Source organism: Aliivibrio sifiae (genome assembly GCF_002954715.1).
Taxonomy (GTDB): domain Bacteria; phylum Pseudomonadota; class Gammaproteobacteria; order Enterobacterales; family Vibrionaceae; genus Aliivibrio; species Aliivibrio sifiae.
The window spans coordinates 1,943,415-1,965,085 of record NZ_MSCP01000001.1 but is presented as its reverse complement, the minus strand read 5'-3'; the positions used below and the strand labels follow the sequence as shown (position 1 = coordinate 1,965,085).

The 21,671-nt window shown below is 39.2% G+C and carries 17 protein-coding genes; 8 read left to right on the top strand and 9 right to left on the bottom strand.

The annotated features are described in order from the left end of the window. The first annotated feature begins 257 nt into the window (after positions 1 to 257). From purL to BTO23_RS08745, 3 genes are all read left to right on the top strand, one after another. On the top strand, positions 258 to 4,154 hold the full coding sequence (gene purL, locus BTO23_RS08755) for a phosphoribosylformylglycinamidine synthase (RefSeq protein ID WP_105063376.1): 3,897 nt from the start codon (positions 258 to 260) through the stop codon (positions 4,152 to 4,154). Between the two features lie 242 nt (positions 4,155 to 4,396). Then, positions 4,397 to 4,906, top strand: coding sequence for an RNA methyltransferase (locus tag BTO23_RS08750; RefSeq protein ID WP_060993625.1), 510 nt, complete (start codon positions 4,397 to 4,399; stop codon positions 4,904 to 4,906). Between the two features lie 169 nt (positions 4,907 to 5,075). Next, entirely contained in the window at positions 5,076 to 5,402 is a 327-nt protein-coding gene (locus BTO23_RS08745) for a DUF3622 domain-containing protein (protein ID WP_060993624.1), read from the top strand. A 62-nt stretch (positions 5,403 to 5,464) separates the two neighbouring features. Here the strand turns inward: BTO23_RS08745 and BTO23_RS08740 are convergent, their stop codons facing one another. Next, positions 5,465 to 8,005 carry an Ig-like domain-containing protein gene (locus BTO23_RS08740; protein ID WP_105063375.1) on the bottom strand — a complete coding sequence of 847 codons (2,541 nt, stop codon included), beginning with the start codon at positions 8,003 to 8,005 and terminating at the stop codon, positions 5,465 to 5,467. A gap of 230 nt (positions 8,006 to 8,235) precedes the next feature. Between BTO23_RS08740 and BTO23_RS08735 the strand changes: the two genes are divergently transcribed. Then, positions 8,236 to 8,721: a GreA/GreB family elongation factor gene (locus tag BTO23_RS08735; protein WP_060993622.1), complete on the top strand. Its 486-nt coding sequence runs from the start codon at positions 8,236 to 8,238 to the stop codon at positions 8,719 to 8,721. A gap of 69 nt (positions 8,722 to 8,790) precedes the next feature. On the opposite strand, the gene BTO23_RS08730 is transcribed toward BTO23_RS08735, so the two are convergent. From BTO23_RS08730 to BTO23_RS08720, 3 genes are read right to left on the bottom strand one after another with little or no spacing between them, the layout of a single operon-like run. Further along, the gene (locus BTO23_RS08730; RefSeq protein ID WP_081091971.1) at positions 8,791 to 9,885 is read right to left on the bottom strand and encodes a succinylglutamate desuccinylase/aspartoacylase family protein; all 1,095 of its coding nucleotides are present in this window, start codon (positions 9,883 to 9,885) and stop codon (positions 8,791 to 8,793) included. Further along, positions 9,845 to 10,750 (bottom strand): 30S ribosomal protein S6--L-glutamate ligase, encoded by a 906-nt coding sequence (gene rimK, locus BTO23_RS08725; protein WP_060993620.1) that lies wholly within the window; start codon positions 10,748 to 10,750, stop codon positions 9,845 to 9,847. Before rimK ends, BTO23_RS08730 begins: the two co-directional genes overlap by 41 nt. Continuing rightward, positions 10,750 to 11,190 (bottom strand): ATP-dependent zinc protease family protein, encoded by a 441-nt coding sequence (locus BTO23_RS08720; RefSeq protein ID WP_060993619.1) that lies wholly within the window; start codon positions 11,188 to 11,190, stop codon positions 10,750 to 10,752. Before BTO23_RS08720 ends, rimK begins: the two co-directional genes overlap by 1 nt. A gap of 492 nt (positions 11,191 to 11,682) precedes the next feature. On the opposite strand from BTO23_RS08720, the gene BTO23_RS08715 reads away from it, so the two are divergent. Next, positions 11,683 to 13,029 carry a sodium-dependent transporter gene (locus tag BTO23_RS08715; RefSeq protein WP_105063374.1) on the top strand — a complete coding sequence of 449 codons (1,347 nt, stop codon included), beginning with the start codon at positions 11,683 to 11,685 and terminating at the stop codon, positions 13,027 to 13,029. A gap of 115 nt (positions 13,030 to 13,144) precedes the next feature. Here the strand turns inward: BTO23_RS08715 and BTO23_RS08710 are convergent, their stop codons facing one another. The 4 genes from BTO23_RS08710 to BTO23_RS08695 form a co-directional block, all read right to left on the bottom strand. Beyond that, the gene (locus BTO23_RS08710; RefSeq protein ID WP_105063373.1) at positions 13,145 to 15,340 is read right to left on the bottom strand and encodes an immunoglobulin-like domain-containing protein; all 2,196 of its coding nucleotides are present in this window, start codon (positions 15,338 to 15,340) and stop codon (positions 13,145 to 13,147) included. Positions 15,341 to 15,822: 482 nt separating this feature from the next. Beyond that, positions 15,823 to 16,011, bottom strand: coding sequence for a DUF4250 domain-containing protein (locus BTO23_RS08705; RefSeq protein ID WP_060993616.1), 189 nt, complete (start codon positions 16,009 to 16,011; stop codon positions 15,823 to 15,825). Beyond that, on the bottom strand, positions 16,011 to 16,217 hold the full coding sequence (locus tag BTO23_RS08700) for a YaeP family protein (protein WP_045101423.1): 207 nt from the start codon (positions 16,215 to 16,217) through the stop codon (positions 16,011 to 16,013). Before BTO23_RS08700 ends, BTO23_RS08705 begins: the two co-directional genes overlap by 1 nt. Before the next feature lie 142 nt (positions 16,218 to 16,359). Next, on the bottom strand, positions 16,360 to 17,253 hold the full coding sequence (locus BTO23_RS08695; RefSeq protein ID WP_105063372.1) for a dihydrodipicolinate synthase family protein: 894 nt from the start codon (positions 17,251 to 17,253) through the stop codon (positions 16,360 to 16,362). 291 nt (positions 17,254 to 17,544) lie between these two features. On the opposite strand from BTO23_RS08695, the gene BTO23_RS08690 reads away from it, so the two are divergent. After that, positions 17,545 to 18,423: a MurR/RpiR family transcriptional regulator gene (locus tag BTO23_RS08690; RefSeq protein WP_105063371.1), complete on the top strand. Its 879-nt coding sequence runs from the start codon at positions 17,545 to 17,547 to the stop codon at positions 18,421 to 18,423. Positions 18,424 to 18,487: 64 nt separating this feature from the next. Here BTO23_RS08690 and nagA read toward each other — a convergent pair whose 3' ends face one another. After that, entirely contained in the window at positions 18,488 to 19,648 is a 1,161-nt protein-coding gene (nagA, locus tag BTO23_RS08685) for an N-acetylglucosamine-6-phosphate deacetylase (RefSeq protein ID WP_105063370.1), read from the bottom strand. Positions 19,649 to 19,896: 248 nt separating this feature from the next. On the opposite strand from nagA, the gene BTO23_RS08680 reads away from it, so the two are divergent. Both BTO23_RS08680 and BTO23_RS08675 read left to right on the top strand, forming a co-directional pair. Continuing rightward, positions 19,897 to 20,604, top strand: a complete 708-nt coding sequence (locus BTO23_RS08680; RefSeq protein ID WP_105063369.1) for an N-acetylmannosamine-6-phosphate 2-epimerase — start codon at positions 19,897 to 19,899, stop codon at positions 20,602 to 20,604. Continuing rightward, on the top strand, positions 20,601 to 21,476 hold the full coding sequence (locus tag BTO23_RS08675; protein WP_105063368.1) for an N-acetylmannosamine kinase: 876 nt from the start codon (positions 20,601 to 20,603) through the stop codon (positions 21,474 to 21,476). Before BTO23_RS08680 ends, BTO23_RS08675 begins: the two co-directional genes overlap by 4 nt. Positions 21,477 to 21,671: the final 195 nt, after the last annotated feature.

The window sequence follows — 21,671 nt, the reverse complement described above, 5'->3', positions numbered from 1 at the left end:
TAAATGCTTCATTGTATATTTATCACGCAAAACAATGAAAATTTAAGTTCATTTACTCTTTTTTTTAAAAAAATACGCAAACGGTTGCTTTTGGTGTTACTTCACAAAACAAAATCCTTTATAATGCGCTCGCAATACCAGAGGTAACATCGGCATAGTCACTATGTGTTATGAATAATTAATAGAGTTAGCTATTTATAACAACATGAAACTATTCCAATATTACCTTTAATTCATTGCCGAAGAGACCTAAGTACATGAGAATTTTGCGTGGTTCACCTGCTTTATCTGAATTTCGTGTTAACAAGCTACTTGAGCTTTGTTGCGAGCTAAATTTACCTGTTACTGGTATTTATGCTGAGTTTGCTCACTTTGCTGACGTAATCTCAGATCTTGATGCATCTGAAATTGTAAAGTTAGAAAAGTTACTAACTTACGGCCCAACGATAGAAGAACATAAGCCTGAAGGTTTATTGCTTCTTTCTGCACCTCGTCCAGGTACTATCTCTCCTTGGTCTTCAAAATCTACTGATATTGCTCATAACTGTGGTTTAGCTAAAATCGCACGTTTAGAGCGTGGTACTGCGTATTATGTAGAAACATCTGAAACTCTTTCTGAACTTCAATTGGTTGAATTAAAAGCAATCCTTCATGATCGCATGATGGAAGTTGTTTTCACTGATTTTGAATCAGCAGCAGCATTATTTACTGTTGCTGAACCTGCACCATATGCAGAGGTCGATCTACTTGTTGGTGGTCGTAAAGCGTTAGAAAACGCAAACGTTACCCTAGGTCTTGCATTAGCAGAAGATGAGATTGATTACCTATTAGAAAGCTTTACTGAAAAGCTAGGTCGCAACCCTACTGATATTGAATTAATGATGTTTGCACAAGCGAACTCAGAGCATTGTCGTCACAAGATCTTCAATGCGGATTGGACTATCGATGGAGTTAAGCAAGATAAATCATTATTCAAAATGATCAAAAATACCTTCGAAGTAACCCCTGAAAACGTACTGTCTGCTTATAAAGATAATGCAGCCGTAATGACGGGTTCTACTGTCGGTCGCTTCTTCCCAGACCCTGAAACTCGTGGCTATGGTTACCATCAAGAGAAGACACACATCTTGATGAAAGTAGAAACGCATAACCACCCAACTGCTATCTCTCCTTGGCCGGGTGCATCAACAGGTTCTGGTGGTGAAATCCGTGATGAAGGCGCAACAGGTATCGGTGGTAAACCAAAAGCTGGTTTAGTTGGTTTCTCTGTATCTAACCTAAAAATTCCTAATTTTGTTCAACCGTGGGAAACGGATTTTGGTAAGCCAAGCCGTATCGTTACTGCGCTTGATATTATGCTTGAAGGCCCTCTAGGTGGCGCGGCATTTAACAATGAATTTGGCCGTCCAAACCTGTTAGGTTACTTCCGTACTTACGAAGAAAAAGTAAACTCTCATAATGGTGAAGAAGTACGTGGTTATCACAAGCCAATTATGCTTGCTGGTGGTCTAGGAAATATTCGTGATGATCATGTTCAGAAAAAAGAGATCCCAGTAGGCGCAAGCTTAATCGTGCTTGGTGGTCCAGCGATGAACATCGGCCTTGGCGGCGGTGCAGCATCTTCAATGGACTCAGGTTCTTCTTCTGAAGATCTTGATTTTGCTTCAGTACAACGTGAAAACCCAGAAATGGAGCGTCGTTGTCAGGAAGTTATCGACCGTTGTTGGCAGCTTGGTGATGCAAACCCAATTGCATTTATCCATGATGTAGGCGCAGGCGGTATTTCAAACGCATTACCTGAGCTTGTTGATGATGGTGAGCGTGGTGGTATCTTCAATTTACGTGATGTTCCAAATGATGAGCCGGGCATGAGTCCACTTGAGATCTGGTGTAACGAATCTCAAGAGCGCTATGTAATGGCGGTTGCGGATAAAGATTTAGCAACATTTGAGGCAATTTGTAAGCGTGAGCGTGCACCATATGCTGTCGTTGGTAAAGCAACTGAAGAGCGTAACCTTAAACTAGAAGATTCTCATTTCGACAATACGCCAATTGACATGCCAATGAACATCCTTTTAGGTAAAACGCCTAAGATGCACCGTGATGCGAAAACACTAAAAGCGAATAACCCAGCAATTGATCGTTCAGGCATTGAAATGAATGATGCTATTGAGCGTGTTCTTCGTCTACCAACAGTAGCTGAGAAAACATTCTTAATCACGATAGGTGACCGTTCGGTGACAGGTCTTGTGGCTCGTGATCAAATGGTTGGTCCTTGGCAAGTACCAGTAGCGAACTGCGCGGTAACTGCAGCAAGTTACGACACTTACCACGGTGAAGCTATGTCTCTTGGTGAGCGTACACCAGTAGCTCTATTGGATTTTGGTGCATCTGCTCGTCTAGCCGTTGGTGAAGCAATTACCAACATTGCCGCGACAAATATTGGCGATATTAAGAATATTAAATTATCAGCAAACTGGATGTCTCCTGCGGGTCACCCTGGTGAAGATGCGGGTCTTTATGAAGCAGTTAAAGCTGTAGGTGAAGAACTTTGTCCTGCACTTGGTCTAACTATCCCTGTGGGCAAAGATTCAATGTCTATGAAGACTAAGTGGGAAGAGAACGGCGAACAAAAAGAAGTAACGTCTCCGTTGTCTCTTGTTATTACAGCATTTGCCCGTATTGAAGATGTTCGTAAAACAATTACTCCTCAACTCCGCACAGATAAAGGCAATACAAGCTTAGTTCTTATCGATTTAGGTAACGGTAAAAACCGTATGGGGGCGACAGCACTAGCACAAGTTTACAAGCAACTTGGTGACAAGCCAGCAGACGTAGATAACGCAGCGCAACTAAAAGGTTTCTATGAGGGGATTCAAACTCTTGTAGCTAACGACCAAGTTGTGGCTTACCACGATAAAGGCGATGGCGGTCTATTCGTAACGTTAGCTGAAATGGCATTCGCAGGTCACTGTGGTGTTAATGCTGATATTGCAGCGCTAGGCGAAGACACGCTAGCAGCACTATTTAATGAAGAGTTAGGTGCGGTAATCCAAGTTCGTAACGACGATTTAGATGCAGTGCTTTCTACTCTCGCAGCAAATAGCCTAGAAGCATGTTCACACGTAATCGGTTCTGTTGAAGATTCAAACGAACTAGTAATTAAGTCTGGAGAGCAAGTTATAGTAGAACGTAACCGTACTGAACTACGTACTATCTGGGCTGAAACTACGTATAAGATGCAAGGTTTACGTGATAACCCAGCATGTGCAGATCAAGAGCACGAAGCGAAGAAAGACAATTCAGACCCAGGTCTAAATGTAAGTCTAAGCTTTGATGTAAATGAAGATATTGCTGCACCATACATAAACAAAGGCGCTAAGCCTAAAATGGCAATTCTACGTGAGCAAGGTGTTAACTCTCATGTTGAAATGGCAGCAGCATTTGATCGCGCAGGGTTTGAAGCAACGGATATTCACATGAGTGACATTCTTACTGGTTCTGCTGTACTAGAAGAGTATAACGGTCTTGTTGCGTGTGGTGGTTTCTCTTACGGTGATGTATTGGGTGCTGGTGAAGGCTGGGCTAAATCAGTTCTATTTAACGAAGATGCTCGTAATCAATTTGAAGGCTTCTTTAAGCGTGAAGATACCTTCTCTCTAGGTGTATGTAATGGTTGTCAGATGCTGTCTAACTTACGTGAACTGATCCCTGGTGCAGAATACTGGCCTCGTTTTGTACGTAATGAATCGGAGCGTTTTGAAGCTCGTTTTAGCTTAGTAGAAGTTCAGAAATCAGATTCTGTATTCTTTAATGGCATGGAAGGTTCTCGTATGCCAATTGCTGTTTCACACGGTGAAGGTCGCGTAGAAGTACGTAATAATGAACACCTAAACGCGATTGAAAACTCAGGTACAGTAGCATTACGTTATGTTGATAATAACGGTAACCAAACGCAGCAATACCCGAACAACCCGAATGGTTCGCCAAACGCTATCACAGGTTTAACAACTACTGATGGCCGTGTGACTATCATGATGCCACACCCAGAGCGTGTGTTCCGTACGGTTGCAAACTCTTGGGCTCCAGAGACGTGGGGTGAAAATGGTGCTTGGATGCGTATGTTCCAAAACGCACGTAAGAACCTTGGTTAAATTAGGGCATACTTTGATTGATGCTTATTTAAGTATTAATCAATAGCTTTAATTTAATAATCAATTATTTATCATGATTTTTTGAAAGTGTGATAAAAATCTGAAAATTAAATTAACAGTCTGTTCTATAATAAATAAAAGGGTTGGGTAAAGACGGCTCTTTTAGATAAAACCGCTGAAGTTTAGGCTTCAGCGGTTTTTTTGTTAGAATAGCGCTTTAATTTTATCTGTTGGAAGAAACAATGAAAAATACGCACGTTACGATTGGTTTGAGTAATCCGAAAAGCCCAACCAATGTTGGTGCAGTCATGCGTGCTGCAGGGTGTTATCAGGTTGATGATGTTCGTTATACTGGTGAACGATATGATCGTGCTGCAAAGTTTCAAACGGATACAAAAAAAGTAGCCAATAAAATTCCACTAACTAGCGTCGATAATCTATTGGATGGTCTGCCCGAAGACATGAAAGTCGTGTGTGTTGAACTTGCCGAGGGTGCAACGTCGCTTCCTGAGTTTCAACATCCAGAAAAAGCAATTTATGTTTTTGGTCCTGAAGATGGTTCGATTACTCAACAAGTTGCTGATCGTGCGGACCATGTGGTGTATGTTCCAACCGTTGGCTGTATGAATTTGGCGGCGACAGTGAATGTTCTTTTATATGATCGATTAGCTAAATCTGTGGATATAGTGAAAGGTGATGAACTGATCCGCAGTAGCAGAGATAACCGCAATCATTTAGTGGTCAAAAAATAAGATTAACTTCTCCTTTAAAGCATGAGTTGATTGACATCTTTTTGGTGCATTTTTGGCTGAATGTGTTCTAATAGCGGGCATTAAAGGGAATGCAGTTATTATACTGCAGTTATAGATGGATTTTTTAGCAATGATCTATCCCTTAACTATCGAATTCTAGGAAATAAAAATGGCAAAATTTGATTACCGTATTGTAGAAAAACGTAACGCTTGGGCTGCTGAAATTACGCGCCAAGTAACTTCTCGCAGAACGGTTGTATCTAAGCGTCAACTTGGTTTTGAAAGCGAAGCTGAAGCAGTTGAATGGGCAGAGAAAGAGCTTGTTGAATTTGCAAAAACGCAAGCGGTTCGTAATGATCGTAAAGCGGAACAACGCACTGAAAAAGAAGAAATGATTGCTCGTAAAAAAGAGAAATCAGCAGCACAAAAAGCGGAATATGAAGCCGCTCGTGATGCAGAAAATGATGAAGACGACTACGATTACGACGAAGAGTAATCTTCTCGAATAATTCAAAATGAAAAAGGCGCTTATTTGAGCGCCTTTTTTGTACCTGCTATTTATTGATTGTTCATTTGCGTGAGTTTGTCACCAATAGGTTGTGAGAAATTAAATCCGTCATGTCTATCCCAGTTGATTGACCATGTCATGACTCCGCCAAAATTTGGATACAGTTTATTTGGTACAACAGTGCTACATGCCGATCCATAAGTGACACAATCTAAAGCATCAATAATATTTTGAGTTGGTGCTTGACCTGAGTTTGCAGAGCTTGGGCCAGATGGCAAGCCAATTGCGATTTGATCATCTCTAAGTGGGGCAAAGAATGACCCATCGGCTAACTCAAAACCCTCGACCAACATTTTTACAGAGGCAACCATCATATCAACAGAGCCTTCTGGTGCTGCTCCTGGCATGTATGGATTTGCTAATCCACCATTGTTATATAGCTGAACATGAAGAAGATCTAAGGTATCTCGAACTTGGTCGATGACTGGGATATAAGCACCCCAAATGCCACTGTAAGCAACCATTCCACCTTGCACATAAGGATGTTCAGGAGCCATAGTTAAATACATATCTCCTCCCATGTTTGCTTCGATTTTCTTTAACGCGGTAGGCAAACGAGCTTGGATTTGTGTACCGTGAAGCAAGTTAGACCCACTTTCTAAATCAATGTCTAATCCATCAAAGCCCCAATCAGCAATAATAGCGGTTAGGCTACTAATAAAGTTTGCTTCGTCTTCTGCTGTATTTAAGGTAATTGTACCTTCAGCACCACCGAGGGATAAGACGAATATTTTTCCTTTTGCTTGTAATGCTGCCATATCTTGTTTGAACTGTGTTGGATCTAGTGCGGCACAGCTACTGTGTATGTCGCCAGAATAAAGATTGAAGTGTACCGTTCCGTTACTGTTTCTATCATTATCAGCAAAGGCAATATCGATGACGTCCCAAGCATCTGACATTTCAGATAATCGAGTAGGGCAACCAGAACCATTAACAAAGTTATGCCAATAACCTATTAATTTATGTTTGGCTTGGCTTTGTTCTAACACCGTAACACTAGACGCTGTAGATAGGGCTGTATTACCTTGAGCGTCAGTTGCTTCTACAGAAATAGAATAAGCACCAATGGCGCTTGGCGTCCAGTTTGTATTATATGGTGTCGTAGTATCTGAACCAACAATAACGCCATTAACTAAGAAATCGACGTGGCTGATTGAACTCGTTAATGAGGTTGCTATTGCACTTAATTGAGTCTCTTTACCTAGAGCAAGGCTACTGCCTGATTGTGGTGATGTGAGGCTTGTTACTACGTTTTGATCGCTAACGGTAACAAGAATGCTACTGTCTGAATTATTACCCTCGTTGTCAGTTGCAACTGCTTTTAATGTATTAGAACCAATTAGGGTTGCATCCCAATTCATTGAGTAAGGAGCCTGCGTGTCAGCTCCTAATGTTACGTTATTAGCAAAAAACTCAACGCCGACAATGCTTCCATCATTATCATTTGCCGTTGCATTAATAATAATGGATGAGCCTGCGAAAATGACACTATTGTCGCTAGGTGAGGTAATGCTAACTTGTGGTGGTGTACTGCAAACGCCTAATCCTGTCCATGCATCTTGCCAGTTTGATCCCGTTCCTGGAGCGTAAGCCCAATCAGAGGATGATGAACACCAACCACCTATCTCGCAACGGTATTTTTGGTTAAGGTTTTGAACTTCATCACCAGTCGTATAATTAGTTCCCGCTTGATACTGAGGCAATCCTGTACATCCGCCGCTAGACGGTTCAGAAACAATGAGTGTGACTTCTTTACTAATGGTTGATTGACTATCGTTATCTGTCGCTTTGGCTTTAAAGCTATGAGAACCGCTTATTGCTGTCCACAAATGCTCAAACGGAGCATTGGTATCGGTGAATACTAACTGACTATCAACATAAAACTCGACTTGACTAACTTCGCCATCACTGTCCATTGCCGTTGCTGAGATAAGAAGTGAATCACCGATAGATAAGTTTTCAGTTCCATTCGGAGAAATGAGTTCGATTGTTGGTGGTATTAATTCTCCAGCGGATTGAACATTAATAGCTACAGATTCAGTTGTTGTACTGCCTTCATTATCGGTTGCAATAACTGAAATATTTGTTGTATTTTTCACGGCAACCCAAGGAGTGCTGTAAGGTGATTTTGTTATTGTTGCTATAGATTGGTTGTTAGAGAAAAATTCAACTTGAGCAATGGAACCATCACTGTCATTAGCGTTTGCTTGTAATGTAATTTCACTACCTTCTGTAATTATTGCATTATTTAATGGTGAGGTTATTGATAATGTAGGAGCAATATTTCCCCCTCCATTAGTGCATTCTCCTAGACTTTTCCATTCTTGCCATTCTCCTGAATGAGTTTCTGGAGAATTTCCTTGTGACCACCACTGTGCTTGATAAGCTGTATTATTTTGTTGGACTTCAGTACCACCACCATAGGCTTCAGAACTTTGCCAAAATGGGAGTGAGCTACAATCAAATGCACTTGCACCGTATGAAATAAAGAGAGCAGAAGCAATAGCACTTCTAATAAAAATCCTTTTCATTTATTTACCCTTAATTTAGTGAGTGTTATAGACACTTAATTACTAGTATAAAATAGGGTAATTACTTTTATTTTGGTTCTGATTTAACAGAGGATCACAGAGAATATTTTAATTCTCATTAAGTTACGACTGTTTTTAGAAAGACTTCACATTAAGAAAATGATTGGAAATATAAATGTGAATCTTAATTTTTGCTATTATAACCCGCTAGATTTTATGGATTATGTAAGATGATAGAAAAAGAAGCATTATTAGAATCAATTATCCAAGCGTTGCGTGATGTTCATCAAATGGCGGTAGAAGCAACGCAGCGAGCGATTGATCAAGCGACAGATAAAGAAGCGATTGCTCGTAGTAAGTATGAAACCTTTGGCTTAGAAGCCTCTTATTTAGCTCATGGACAAGCATTACGAGTTGCAGAGTGTGAGGCTGATATTCTTGCTTATCGTAAATTACCGCGTTTAGAATATAGCGAAGAGAGTGCAATTAACCAATGTGCTTTAGTGACGCTTGTAAATCAAGATGATGTCGAGAGTCTGTTTTTTATAGGCCCGTCAGCAGGGGGCGTAAAAGTAACTCATAACAATATAACATTTTCACTAATAACACCGTCAGCTCCGCTAGGGAAAGCCATGATAGGGCAGCAACTTGGTGATGAGTTTGAATTGGATTTAGCTGGCAAGAAGCAGCAATATGAAATTATAGGTGTGCAGTAATATTAAGTAATTATCTATAAAATAAGAGAGGCGAACCTCTCTTATTTTTAAACCACTTCAGTTAATAGACTAAAGTGTTGATGTTGTGATTTGACCATTAGTTAATTGGTCAGTATCGGCTTCAATGATTTCATCGATATAGGTTTCAACCGTTTGACCAACCATTTCATCATCTTCAGTAAAATAAGCAAGATGGAAAACTGCATCGCCTTCATTAACTAAAGGTAATGTTTGTTGGCCAATTACGATCCCGCCTTTATGAGCACGAAGTTCGATTTCACTGTGACCTAATGGTGCGCTGATATAAGCCAGTACTTGGCCTTTTTCAACTTGCTCACCCAGAGTCACAACAGTACGTAAAATCCCGTCACTTTCTGCACGTAACCAACTTGTCGATTTAGCAATAACAGCTTCTGGTAAACGTTTTCTGCTTGCTTTAAGCATGCCAATGGCTTGCATCACACGTTGTACACCCACATAACCTGCATTAATCGCAATTGGCTCGAAGCGTAATGCTTCGCCTGCTTCATACGTTAATACCGGGATCTCACATTTTTCAGCTTCACTACGAAGAGAGCCATCTCGAAGAGGTGAATCTACAATCACAGGAGTACCAAAAGCGTGTGCGATACGTAATGTTTCAGGGTTACTTAGGTCAGCACGAAGTTGAGGTAAATTCGTTCTGTGAATAGCACCAGTGTGTAAATCAACGATGTAATCACAACGCTTTGCTATTTGGGTGAAGAAGGTATGTGCCATGCGAGATGCCAACGAACCTTTTTCAGAACCAGGGAAGCAACGGTTTAAATCACGACGGTCTGGAAGATAGCGTGATTTATGAATGAAACCAAAGACATTAACAATAGGTACTGCAATAAGAGTCCCTTTTAATTTCTTTGGATCAACGTTGTTAATTAACTGTCGAACAATTTCAACACCATTAAGTTCATCACCATGAATGGCAGCATTTACCATCAGGATTGGGCCAGCATGCTGGCCGTTTATGATCTCAACAGGGATCGATAGAGGTGAGTGTGTATAAAGCTTAGCGGCTTCAATCTCAATTACCTTTCTTTCACCAGGTGCAACCGAGTGCGTTAGTATTTCAAACGCTTGATTTTTTTTAGCCTTTGCCACGAGTTTTAGTCCTTTTAGTCGCTGCATTTTTCTCAATAAAATCAATAATTAGGCCCGCAACATCTTTACCTGTCGCTGCTTCAATGCCTTCTAAGCCCGGAGATGAGTTCACTTCCATAACAAGTGGACCACGATCAGAGCGAAGTAAATCTACACCTGCTACATTTAAGCCCATGATATTTGCCGCAGCTACTGCTGTCTTACGCTCTTCAGGAGTTAGTTTAACTAGTGACGCTGAACCACCACGGTGTAAGTTAGAACGGAATTCACCTTCTGCACCTTGACGTTTCATTGCTGCAATCACTTTGCCACCAATCACGAAACAACGGATATCTGCACCGCCAGCTTCTTTGATGAACTCTTGAACCATGATGTTTGCTTTTAAGCCCATGAATGCTTCAACAACACTTTCTGCTGCTTTACGCGTTTCTGCAAGAACAACACCAATACCTTGAGTGCCTTCTAAGAGCTTGATCACAACTGGCGCGCCGCCAACCATGTCTAATAAATCTTTAACATCATCAGGCTTGCTTGCAAAGCCAGTGATCGGCATACCGATGCCTTTACGAGAAAGTAATTGCATAGAACGAAGCTTGTCACGAGAACGAGTGATCGCAACGGATTCGTTTACAGGGTATACACCCATCATTTCAAACTGACGTAATACAGCAGTTCCGTAGAACGTTACTGATGCACCAATACGAGGAATGATTGCATCGTAATCAACAAGCTCTTCACCTTTAAAGTGGATCTGAGGTTTTTCTGAATTGATATTCATATAACAACGTAACGCATCAATCACTTTTACTTCGTGTCCACGACTCTCAGCGGCTTCAATTAGACGGCTTGTAGAGTAAAGAGATTGGTTACGCGATAAAATACCGATTTTCATTATAAATTTTCCTCAAAATCAACTAGGTAAGACGATGATGGATCAACAACAATGCGATCTTGCATTGATGTTCTGCCAAGTAACATACGAAACACCATTGTTTCTCGGTTACTTAATGTTATTTGTACTGGCCACTCTTGGCCTGCTAGTCGGATCATTGTTTTGATGACATAACGCATCTCTTCTTGTCCGCTTGAACTTTTTACTGAGCGCTGATCGAAAATTTTAGCTTCACATATTTGTACGAAGTCATTATTTCTTTTTTCTGGATGAATCCAGAAGCGTACCCAGTCTTCACCATCCTTTGTGAAGGGCTCTACTTTAAAAGCATGTAAACAAGAAGTTTTGGCGCCAGTGTCAACTTTTGCCTTAATTAATTTAATACCAAGTTCTGGAAGGCTTAATGATTCGCGCCATCCGACAATGATTTTATCTGTCATTAATTTGTCTCAAATAGAAAAAATCCACACTAAGTATAGTTAATACTTGGTGGATATCTAACCCATTTGGCTACCATCTAATTGTCTGAGTGTGTAACTCAGTAGTCTGGAGTTTGGTGGAATACGTAGAGAGGTGTTATAGGATGTGTACACCGTGACTCAATGACGGCGAATTTATCAGTAGTTTTTAATTTCGTCAAATAAAAAATAGATTATAATTTTGACGCTTTTGTCATTAGTTTTTCTAATGCTATTTGGTTGTGAATAGATAATATAAAATTATTCATATTGTTTAAAAAAAGAACACTATAATGCTATTTTTTTTGACAAATAATGAATGGATATAATGTTGCCTTTTAGCTCTATTGAAGTGAGAAGCTCTGGGCTCTTATTTGTTATGTAAATAAATGAGTTAATTAGAGATTTAAAACTGGTGTTTAATTATGAGTGAAGTTATCATGCTTGCATTGTACTAGTGTGGTGATACAGAGAATGACCAATAACAGAGAAAGTTTTAGTTCACGTATAGGGTTTATATTAGCAGCGGCTGGTGCGGCTGTTGGATTAGGTAATATTTGGGGGTTTCCAACTCAAGCTGCTAGTAATGGTGGTGGGGCTTTCTTATTGGTTTATCTTATCATGATACTTGTGGTGGCTTTTCCGATGCTTGTTGTTGAAATGGCGATAGGTCGCCATGGTCAAGCAAACCCGGTCGATAGTATGCGTTCATTGACATCTAATCCAATTGGTAAGCGCGTAGGTGCTTTTGTTGGTTGGATTGGTTTGAGTGTTCCTAGCGCAGTATTGATGTTTTATAGCATTGTTGGTGGCTGGTTAATCTGTTTCTTATTTGGCGCAATGGCAAATTTAGTTGGGCTACATGATCTTGCTGAATGGTTCAAAGGGTTTAGTATTGAGCGTAATTTACTGGGTACGATAATCTTTTATGTATTAACTATTCTAATCGTACAGGGTGGAATTAAAGACGGTATAGAGAAATGGTCAACTCGTTTAATGCCTGCTTTGTTTGTTTTATTTGGCTTATTGTTTGTTTATATCATGATGCAACAAGGTGCGGTTGAAGGATTAAAGCATTATCTTATCCCTGATTTTGAAAAGGTAATGGATAAAAAATTGATATTGGCAGCGATGGGACAGGGCTTTTTCTCGTTAACCATAGGTGGCTGTTCAATGCTTATTTATGGTTCATACCTAAGTAAAAAAGAAAATCTTCCTAAGATGGCAATGAACGTAACTTTAGTCGATACCGCAGTGGCATTTATTGCTGGATTAGTAGTAATGCCTGCGATGTTTGTTGCGATGGAGAAGGGCGTTCAAATTTATGCAGAAGACGGTTCTTTAATCAGTTCTGATACTCTTGTATTTACTGTATTGCCAATGATGTTTGATAGCTTGGGTTTATTCGGTGATTTGTTCGCTATTGTGTTCTTTTTATTGTTAACGATTGCGGCATTAACTTCTTCAATCTCAATGCTTGAATGTTCAGTCTCTTTAGTAAGTGAGCGATTCAAAACAAAGAGAACGCCAACAAGTTGGATTCTAGGTGCTCTTATTGCGGCATTTAGCGTGGTTATTGTATTTAACTTTGGTGAGTTATTTGGTTTAGTTGCAATGATTGCAACTCAATATTTACAACCTGTTGCGGCATTATTGTTCTGTGTATTTGGTGGTTGGGTATGGAGTCGTAATTCAAAAATCAAAGAGCTTGAGCAAGGCTATCCAGAATTCCAACAGGGTTTCTTTGGTAAGATTTGGCCTCTGTATGTGAAGTTCGTTTGTCCTCTCTTAGTGATTACGGTTCTATGGGCATCATTTTAATATTGGTTATTGTGTTAACAAAATGAATTAACGATAAAAGCCAGCATTGATATGCTGGCTTTTTTATTGTCTGTCCTGAACTATATATTAAGACTTTATATAATGAGTCAAACCGCTATAACTTATCCCAAGCGTCAGCCCAATGTTGGCTTTCGGCTGGAGCGTAAGAAGCGCTTGAGCACCATGGTGTGTATGGCCAAGGTTTGCATTGATAAATGTTACCATCAGAACCTAGAACTTGTTCACCATCTGCGTAGGTTTTACCTACTTCATATGCTGGCACATCTGTTGGTGGTGTTGTATCGTCAGCTACAAGATTAAAACTATAACGCTCATCTACAGAGTCATCTGCGTTTGATGCTAATAAACGCATTGAGTAATACCCAACGTCAACGTTGTCCAATGTTAAAGAGACAGCTTGAGTACCAGTTATTGATGCTGAATGTGAGGCAACGTTGTTACCTAAGCGATCAATGATATCAACGGTTACAGAAGCGGTGTCATTTGTCGTAATTGAAAAAGTAACGTTAGTCGTAGAGTTCACCACTGAATATTCATTGCTAAGACCAGTGATCTTTGCTGTTAATTCAATGCCTGGTTCAGGAGTTACACCACCACAATCATTATCACCAATTTGTTTCCAAACTCCCCATTCACCAGTGGTTCCCGGCTCATCACCTTGAGTCCACCAACCTGCTTGCCATGTTTTTCCGTTATGACTTACTGTTTCGTCAGTTAAGTAAACTTGGTCTGCTTTCCATGGATTAACACAGATTTGTGAACCATCACTTACTGTAATGATACGTTCTGCTGTTGTGGTTTGGTTTGCGCTGTCTTTTACTGAGTAAGTTAATGTGTACTTACCAGTAAGAGAAGTATCTACAGAGCCTTCAATAGAGATTTGAGACGTTAAATCCCCATCTTCTGCATCTGTTGCTTTTACGCCAGAGAGTGCGTCAAAGTTTGATCCTATTTTGATGGTTGTGTTTGCAACCCCGGTCAATTCAGGAAGCGCACTATAAACTTCAACATTACGAGCTTGCTTTGTTTCGTTACCATCAGAGTCAGTTACGCTATAAGCAAGTACATTGTCACCAAGAACTTGTGTATTTACAGAGCCTTCAACTGTAATTGATGATGTTAGATTGCCATCTTCTTTATCCATTGCGGTTACTCCCGCTAATGAATCAAATACAGTGCCGTGCTGAACTCGTGTATCTGTTAAGCCCGTAAATACAGGTTTACCAACCACTGGTGGCGGTGGTGTTTGACCGTGAATATATGGACCATAAGCATTAATAAAGCTGCTGTTGTATGGAGTGCCTGCAGAATCAGTACCAATATCCCAGTTAATCGACCAAGTCATTACGCCACGTAAAGGCTGGCCTTGTTGTTTCAAGGCGTCAAATGCGTTGTAAAGATCTTGAGGTTCTTTAACAAAACCTGTCGCAGCTGCATCGTTGTTGGTTGGAATACCAAAAACAAGTTTGTCGTGAGGGATTTTGTGAAAGCCACGAGTACCGTTGATCAATGAATCAGAGATGTAGAAGATAAATTTTTCTTTCATTGCATCGCTGTTTTGTGTGATCCAAGCATTTTCTTCCTCGACCCAAATACCATCGCCGCCTTGGTTGTAGAACTGTGGGTTAATCCAGTCGTAATACCCTTCTAAGCGTTCAAGGTAAGGAACGTATTTGTCACCAGATTTAAGGTAAGGGAATTCAGGAGCCATAGTAATCAGGAAATTTTTTCCTTGTGCTCGATAATGATCTTTCACTATTTTTAATGCTTCAGGAATAACCCATTGGTTATCTGCTGCTGTTACTGCTGCTTGCTCTAAATCAATATCTAAACCATCAAAGCCATATACTTCAACAAGGCGAATAATTTCTTCTGCAAATGGGGTTTCATCGCCACGTTTTAATTCGATATGAGCGTCTGCACCGCCAAGAGCAATTAATACTGAGCGACCTTGAGTATTTAATTCTTTAATTTGTTCGATAAATTCGGCTTCACTTAAGCCTACTGTTGGATCAAGGCGAAAAGTTGGAATGCGGCCTTCAGTTGTGTCGTAAACTTTCATGAAAGACACATCAACCACGTTATACATTGGATTTGTTTCTTTCAGGGTCATGCAAGGCGCATTACCAGCTTGATAACCACGACCATCACACCAGTTATGCCAATAACCAACAACAATACCGCCATCAGGGTTTGTCATATCATTTGCGTGAGATTGAACAGAGAAACCTGCTCCTAATAATGCTAATGCAATAGTGTTTAGCTTCATTTTATTTTTTAGTAATGCCATACATAATTCACTTTTAATTGGTGGGTAATCTATTAATTAAATGGTTGAGTGACACTTAATTAACGGTGCGTATAAAGAAAATGAAATTATCATGGATATTTAAAAGTACTGATTTTATAAATGTAACAAAGTGTTTCTATGCTTTATTTGTTATATTAAATATGAAAAATATTGACGTTTTATTGTAATTAAATTGTGGCTTTTAATTTTAACTTATTGTTTTTTATGGTTTTGAAATTGGTTCGGTTCTTATTTTTAAAGTGGAATAAATATCACTGTTCCGATGTGTTTAAATAAGCTAAAAAGTATTTTTTTATAAAAATAGGATGGGACCAATGTCTCTTTTTATATTATGTTGTGTTTTTTATTTATTAATAATGAATATTATTTTTTAAATTGTTTATTTACAGAGAGAAGGTTTGTTAGAAATTATTACCGGGATAAAAATAAGAGGGAAATATATTTCCCTCTTATTTTATTTTTTATCTAAATTGTTTTGCGTCTTCTAAATATTCAAAGCCCGCTTCAGCTAATCGTTTAACTAATACATCCTGATCTAGTTCATAGAACCTCACTAAGCAATGAAGGTCTCCAAATTCATCGCGGATTTTCATGTTAACGATACTCATCAACATAATTGGATCCATCGTAGCTACTTTTTCAGGTGTCATTACTCATCCTCAAAATCAGAAATTAATAAATTTGCAGCGGCAAATGCGGCTTTTTCACGAGTTGCTTTTGGAAGCGCTTCGTCAGCGGCAATATCATTTAGTGATTTAACAGCACAAGTAATCGCTTGAGGGATGTAGCCCTGATCGCCACTACCAATTAATGAATACAACTCACGAACCATCTCACAACAATCATATACTTTCATTAGACTTTCCATTTTAAAATGATAACTATCATGAAGTTTACACGTTGAAAAAGGGAAAACCTAGATCAAAAAAAGCTGAAAAACTTAGGGGGGAGTTTTTCAGCTTAGGAGCTAAATGATGAGTGTGTTGTTAACTTATTTCTTATTTAAGGAAATTCGCAGCACGCATTCTTTCTACTACAGTTGCTTTTTGTTCTGGACTTAATGGCATTAACGGTAAACGAGGGTCTCCAGCATTAATATCATGAAGCTCCATCGCAACTTTACCTGCAGCTACACCACCGAAATCAACTAAGACACGAATAAGCTCAATAACATTTGTCATCTTATTAAATACCGCTTCTTGATCACCACGATTAAACGCATCGATGATTGAATTGAAGTGAGGAGCGGCGTAGTTATAAGTACTGCCTACTGCGCTTTTTGCGCCAACGGCTAATGCACCTGGTAGATGTTCATCAACACCAAATGGAACATCAAATTTACCATCGCAAGCACGAAGACAACGTTGGTATTCGTACAAATCACCACTGTTAAATTTAAGACCTGATAAATTAGGAATACGTTTATCAGCTTGGATTAAAAACTCTTCCATATTTAAATTCACACCAGACATACCAGAGTGATAGTAGTAGAAGCCTTTTGATGGTGCTGCAGCAGCAATCGTTGCACAATATTCAACTAAGTCAGCAACGCTACCTGGTTTGAAGAAACATGGACCAATTGCAGATGTCGCTAAAATATCTAGTGTATCTGCATGGCGTGTAAGCTCTAGCGTATCAACAATGCTTAATGCGCCTGTATGTACAATGATATCTAATTGATTATTAGAAGCGCTTACCCAACGCTCAGCGATGGCTTTACGCTCTTCAACACTGCAGTGAATGCCTTCACCCGTTGTACCACATACATAAATGCCTTTTACGCCATCTTTGATTAAGTGCTTGGCGATTTTATCAATCTCTTCAAAATTTACGTTATTTGAAGAATCAAAAGGTGTATGTGGGGCAGCAATTAAACCGGTTAACTTTTTCATTTAAGCCTCGTTAGTTTACTTTTATGAAGTTATACTTCATTTAAGTATCAATATTGGAGTTAAACTAATCTTATGGAGTAAAGTTTCATTTAGCAATATGAAAATCATACTTCGATGCCGTAAATGTGATCTGTAAGGGGAAAATTAGATCGAAATAATTTTATATGCGCCGATTTTATCCTTTTTAGTGTGGATAAAGAGGAATAATAATTATGGAGTTACACTTCACAAAATAAGAGTGGCGTGACAGAATGGAATGAGTAGAGTGTTTTATTCAAGGATTATTAACTGATGTCCAACCACAATATTCAAATAAAAGCGGGCAACATCATCGATACTATAGGCAGTCTTTATAATAGTCTAACTCCGTCTTCAAAACGTATTGCTGATTATGTTATGTCTAATGCTACTCAAGTGAGTAAGCATTCAATTGCGGAATTATCACAGATCGTTAATGCCGGTGATGCGACCATTATTCGTTTTTGTCGTACATTAGGCTTTAAAGGCTATCAAGATTTCAAAATGGAACTGGCGATTGAGGTCTCTAATCTTCAGGGCAGAGAGAAGGAGATTTTTGATACTGATGTAACCGCAGAAGATAATGCAGAAGTGATAGGGCATAAGCTTCAGTCAACCATTGAAAGCGTGTTGTCTGAAACCATGAACCTTCTTAATTTTCAATCTTTGGAATCGGTGTCTGAAGCGTTAAAAGATGCGAAAGCAATTTACTTTTTTGGTGTGGGTTCATCTGGCTTAACAGCCGAAAGTGCAAAGCATAAATTTATGCGAATTGGTTTGAATGTGGATGCATTTACTAATAACCATTTTATGTATATTAAATCATCGTTAATGCAGCCTGGAGATTTTGCGGTAGGTCTTAGCCATTCTGGTAACTCCGTGGAAACAACTAAAGCATTACGCTTAGCAAAAGAGAATGGGGCGACAACAATCGCAATCACTCATAATCCTCGCTCAGATATCACTAAGTTTTCTGATTATGTATTAGTAAATGGAAATAGGCAGGGGCAGCTTCAAGGTGACTCGATTGGCACTAAGATCTCTCAACTATTTGTATTGGATTTGATTTATACGTTATTGGTCAAACGTGATATCAGTGGATCGAAAGCCAATAAGTTAAAAACAACGGAAGCGCTTTCTAACCAGTCATAATTGATAATTGGCTTTCAAATAACAAATTAGGCAGTGAATATAAAGCATATTCACTGCCTATTTTTTATTTTTGATACGCTACTTTACCCATTTGGATTGTAGCCGTAACGTCATTATTTTTATCAAGCAGCGTAATGTTAGCTTTATAGTTTTCTTTTAATTGACCATATTCATTATCTATTTTTAACGCTTGAGCAGGATACAAACTTGCCATTCTTAACGCTTCTTCTCTTGATAATCCCACATGATTAATGAGATTTTTTACCCCATCAATCATGGTGATGGCAGCACCAGCAATTGTGCCATCTTCATAATGACATTTACCATCAGTAACAAAAGCTTGTGTTCCTGCCATATCAAATTCAGTTAAATCGGTTCCTGCTGGAGTAACCGCATCCGTCACTAAAAAGAGTTTTTCTTTTAGCTGTTGATGAGCAATTCGAACAGATGGATAAGATGCATGAATACCATCAACAATGATCCCTGCATGAGGCTTTTGATCGAAAATATAGCCAACTACACCGGGCTCTCTTGATCCAAGAGGGGTCATTGCATTGTATAGATGCGTTGCCATTGTAAGACCTGACTTTGTATTAACTTCTTCATAGGTAGCATTGGTATGTCCAATAGAAACGGTAATGTCAGCATCCGTTAAACAATCTAAAACCTCTTGAGAAATATGTTCAGGTGCAATTGTAATTACCTTTATAGAGGCGCTATTTTTAGCAAGTAGTTGGGCGGTTTCTAAATCTAATTCTCGAATATATTGAGCTTGATGTGCGCCTTTTTTTTCTATGCTAATGAAAGGACCTTCAAGGTGTAGTCCTAGAATGCCTTTTTGCTCCGCTTCTTTAAAATCAGCCATCATCATTAATGTGTTGTGCAAATCTTTCTCTGTACTGGTGATTAACGTCGGAAGGTATTGAGTCGTACCATACATTAGATTTGTTTTATTCATTGTGGCTAAGGTAGAAAGAGAAATATCGGTATTTAATAATACTCCGCCACAACCGTTTAATTGAATATCAATAAAGCCAGATGTTGCTAAGGCACCATTACCGTCAATGGTCTGGAGAGATAAATTACATGCTTCGTCCATTGAAATAACGGATGAAATAGTATCGTTCTTTATAATAATTGCTTGTTTTTCTTCTATTTTTTGACCGTTAAAAAGATTAACGTTAGTAATCATATAATGATTATCGTGAGTATTTTCTCTGTTCATTATTTTACCTATGCAATCAATTTGTAGTTATAACTTGGAGTTAAGCTCCGAATTTATATTGATTGAAAATACAGTAATGTTGTTTTTCAATCAATATAAACCAAGGGTTTTGTTCTTATTGGTTGGTGTTGTTTGCTTTTTTAGTAGATCTAGATCTCCATTTTTACATCTTGTTATTGAAGTATAACTCCATAAATATATATTGGAGCAATACTATTGTACTGTTGTGAAATTTGGAGTTTGGCTTTATGGGAAGCAATATCAACAAAACACTGAATGCATTATCGCAAGGTTTCGTTTCATCATGTCAACCTGTTGATGATGGACCTATGGATACTCCTGAAATCATTGCTGCAATGGCAATGGCAAGTGTTGAAGGCGGTGCTGTTGGTTTAAGAATTGAAGGCATTGATAATTTAAAAGCGGTGAGGCCTCATGTCTCTGTGCCTATTATTGGTATTGTTAAACGAGATTTAATTGATTCAGAGGTACGAATTACCCCTTTTATAGAAGATGTTATCGCATTAAAAGAAGCGGGGGCTGACATTATTGCTATTGATGCAACTCATCGACCTCGTCCTATATCCGTAGAAGAGTTAGTTAGAAAAATACACAGCTTAGGTTGTTTAGTTATGGCGGATTCTTCAACTTATGAGGAAGGTATGTTTTGTCATGATCTTGGCGTAGAGATTATAGGAACAACATTATCTGGATATACAACTCCAATTACTCCCACAGAACCGGACTTTCCATTCATTCAACAGCTTGCAAGCCAAGGGTGTTTTGTTATGGCGGAAGGGCGTTTTAATTCCCCTCGACTGGCTCGAGAAGCAATTGAAGCAGGTGCATCTTGTGTCACTGTTGGTTCTGCGATTACTCGGATTGAACATATTTGTGATTGGTTTAAAGCAGAAGTTGAACTTGGTAAACAAAATACCATTAAGGACATCGCATGAGTTCTTGTTTAGCGGTCGATATTGGTGGAACTAAGATAGCAGCAGCGGTTGTTGAATCTGGAAAAGTGCTACGTCGCCATCAAATATCTACCCCATCATCGACTAACCCTAAAGAGATGGATAGCGCATTAAAACAACTGCTGACTCCATTCTTAAATGAGGTATCAACAGTTGCTGTGGCATCTACAGGGATCATTAATGACGGGATACTTACTGCGTTAAATCCACGTAATCTTGGAGGGTTAAATAATTACCCACTTCGTTCTGTGATTGAAGCTATCTCTAAAAAACCAACAACAGTGATTAACGATGCACAAGCTGCGGCGTGGGCAGAGTACCAAACTCTTGAGTTAAATAGAGTCAATATGGCTTTTATTACCGTATCTACGGGAGTCGGGGCAGGCGTTGTTATTAATAATGATTTGCTTATTGGCGCTAATGGCATCGCTGGTCATGCAGGGCACACGCTTGCAGATCCTAATGGGCCAATATGTGGCTGTGGGCGAAGAGGTTGTGTTGAAAGCATTGCTTCAGGAACAGCAATAGGACAAGCCGGAAAAACATTTTTTGGGGATGACTGTACAGGTGAAATAGTCTTTAAATATTTCTCTCAAAATGATCCAAATGCAATAGATATCGTTAATCGCTCCGCAAGGGCTATCGCTCATTTAATTGCCGATTTAAAAATGGTTCTAGACATTGAATTGGTTACTTTAGGTGGCAGCGTTGGTCTTGCTCCTCATTATTTAGATCGCGTACAGCATTATTTAGCGCAACAACCTTCTCCTTATCAAACTAAGGTTCAGTCTGCTCGTTGTGGCGCTGATGCTGGATTGATTGGCGTTGCTCATTGGGCTAGCACAACAAATTGAATAAGAATTTATAAGAAACAGAAACTTAACCCTACAAAAATTATACAAGGTATATTCGAATGGAAGCACAATCATTTGGTACATTAAATTACATCGCTCTTTTTGTCTATTTAGCGGCAATTATGGCGGTGGGTGTTTACTTTGCACGCCGCCAAAAATCAGCGGATGACTATTTTAAAGCAGGAGGAAGGATCC

Coding starts and splice junctions, on each gene's coding strand:
- BTO23_RS08700 (WP_045101423.1), bottom strand. CDS start 16,217: ATGAAAGTATATGATTGTTGTGAGATGGTTCGTGAGTTGTATTCATTA.
- BTO23_RS08740 (WP_105063375.1), bottom strand. CDS start 8,005: ATGAAAAGGATTTTTATTAGAAGTGCTATTGCTTCTGCTCTCTTTATT.
- BTO23_RS08695 (WP_105063372.1), bottom strand. CDS start 17,253: ATGAAAAAGTTAACCGGTTTAATTGCTGCCCCACATACACCTTTTGAT.
- BTO23_RS08745 (WP_060993624.1), top strand. CDS start 5,076: ATGGCAAAATTTGATTACCGTATTGTAGAAAAACGTAACGCTTGGGCT.
- BTO23_RS08720 (WP_060993619.1), bottom strand. CDS start 11,190: ATGACAGATAAAATCATTGTCGGATGGCGCGAATCATTAAGCCTTCCA.
- BTO23_RS08710 (WP_105063373.1), bottom strand. CDS start 15,340: ATGGCATTACTAAAAAATAAAATGAAGCTAAACACTATTGCATTAGCA.
- BTO23_RS08675 (WP_105063368.1), top strand. CDS start 20,601: ATGAGTTCTTGTTTAGCGGTCGATATTGGTGGAACTAAGATAGCAGCA.
- BTO23_RS08680 (WP_105063369.1), top strand. CDS start 19,897: ATGGGAAGCAATATCAACAAAACACTGAATGCATTATCGCAAGGTTTC.
- BTO23_RS08690 (WP_105063371.1), top strand. CDS start 17,545: ATGTCCAACCACAATATTCAAATAAAAGCGGGCAACATCATCGATACT.
- BTO23_RS08735 (WP_060993622.1), top strand. CDS start 8,236: ATGATAGAAAAAGAAGCATTATTAGAATCAATTATCCAAGCGTTGCGT.
- BTO23_RS08715 (WP_105063374.1), top strand. CDS start 11,683: ATGACCAATAACAGAGAAAGTTTTAGTTCACGTATAGGGTTTATATTA.
- purL (WP_105063376.1), top strand. CDS start 258: ATGAGAATTTTGCGTGGTTCACCTGCTTTATCTGAATTTCGTGTTAAC.
- BTO23_RS08705 (WP_060993616.1), bottom strand. CDS start 16,011: ATGACACCTGAAAAAGTAGCTACGATGGATCCAATTATGTTGATGAGT.
- BTO23_RS08730 (WP_081091971.1), bottom strand. CDS start 9,885: ATGCAGCGACTAAAAGGACTAAAACTCGTGGCAAAGGCTAAAAAAAAT.
- BTO23_RS08750 (WP_060993625.1), top strand. CDS start 4,397: ATGAAAAATACGCACGTTACGATTGGTTTGAGTAATCCGAAAAGCCCA.
- nagA (WP_105063370.1), bottom strand. CDS start 19,648: ATGAACAGAGAAAATACTCACGATAATCATTATATGATTACTAACGTT.
- rimK (WP_060993620.1), bottom strand. CDS start 10,750: ATGAAAATCGGTATTTTATCGCGTAACCAATCTCTTTACTCTACAAGC.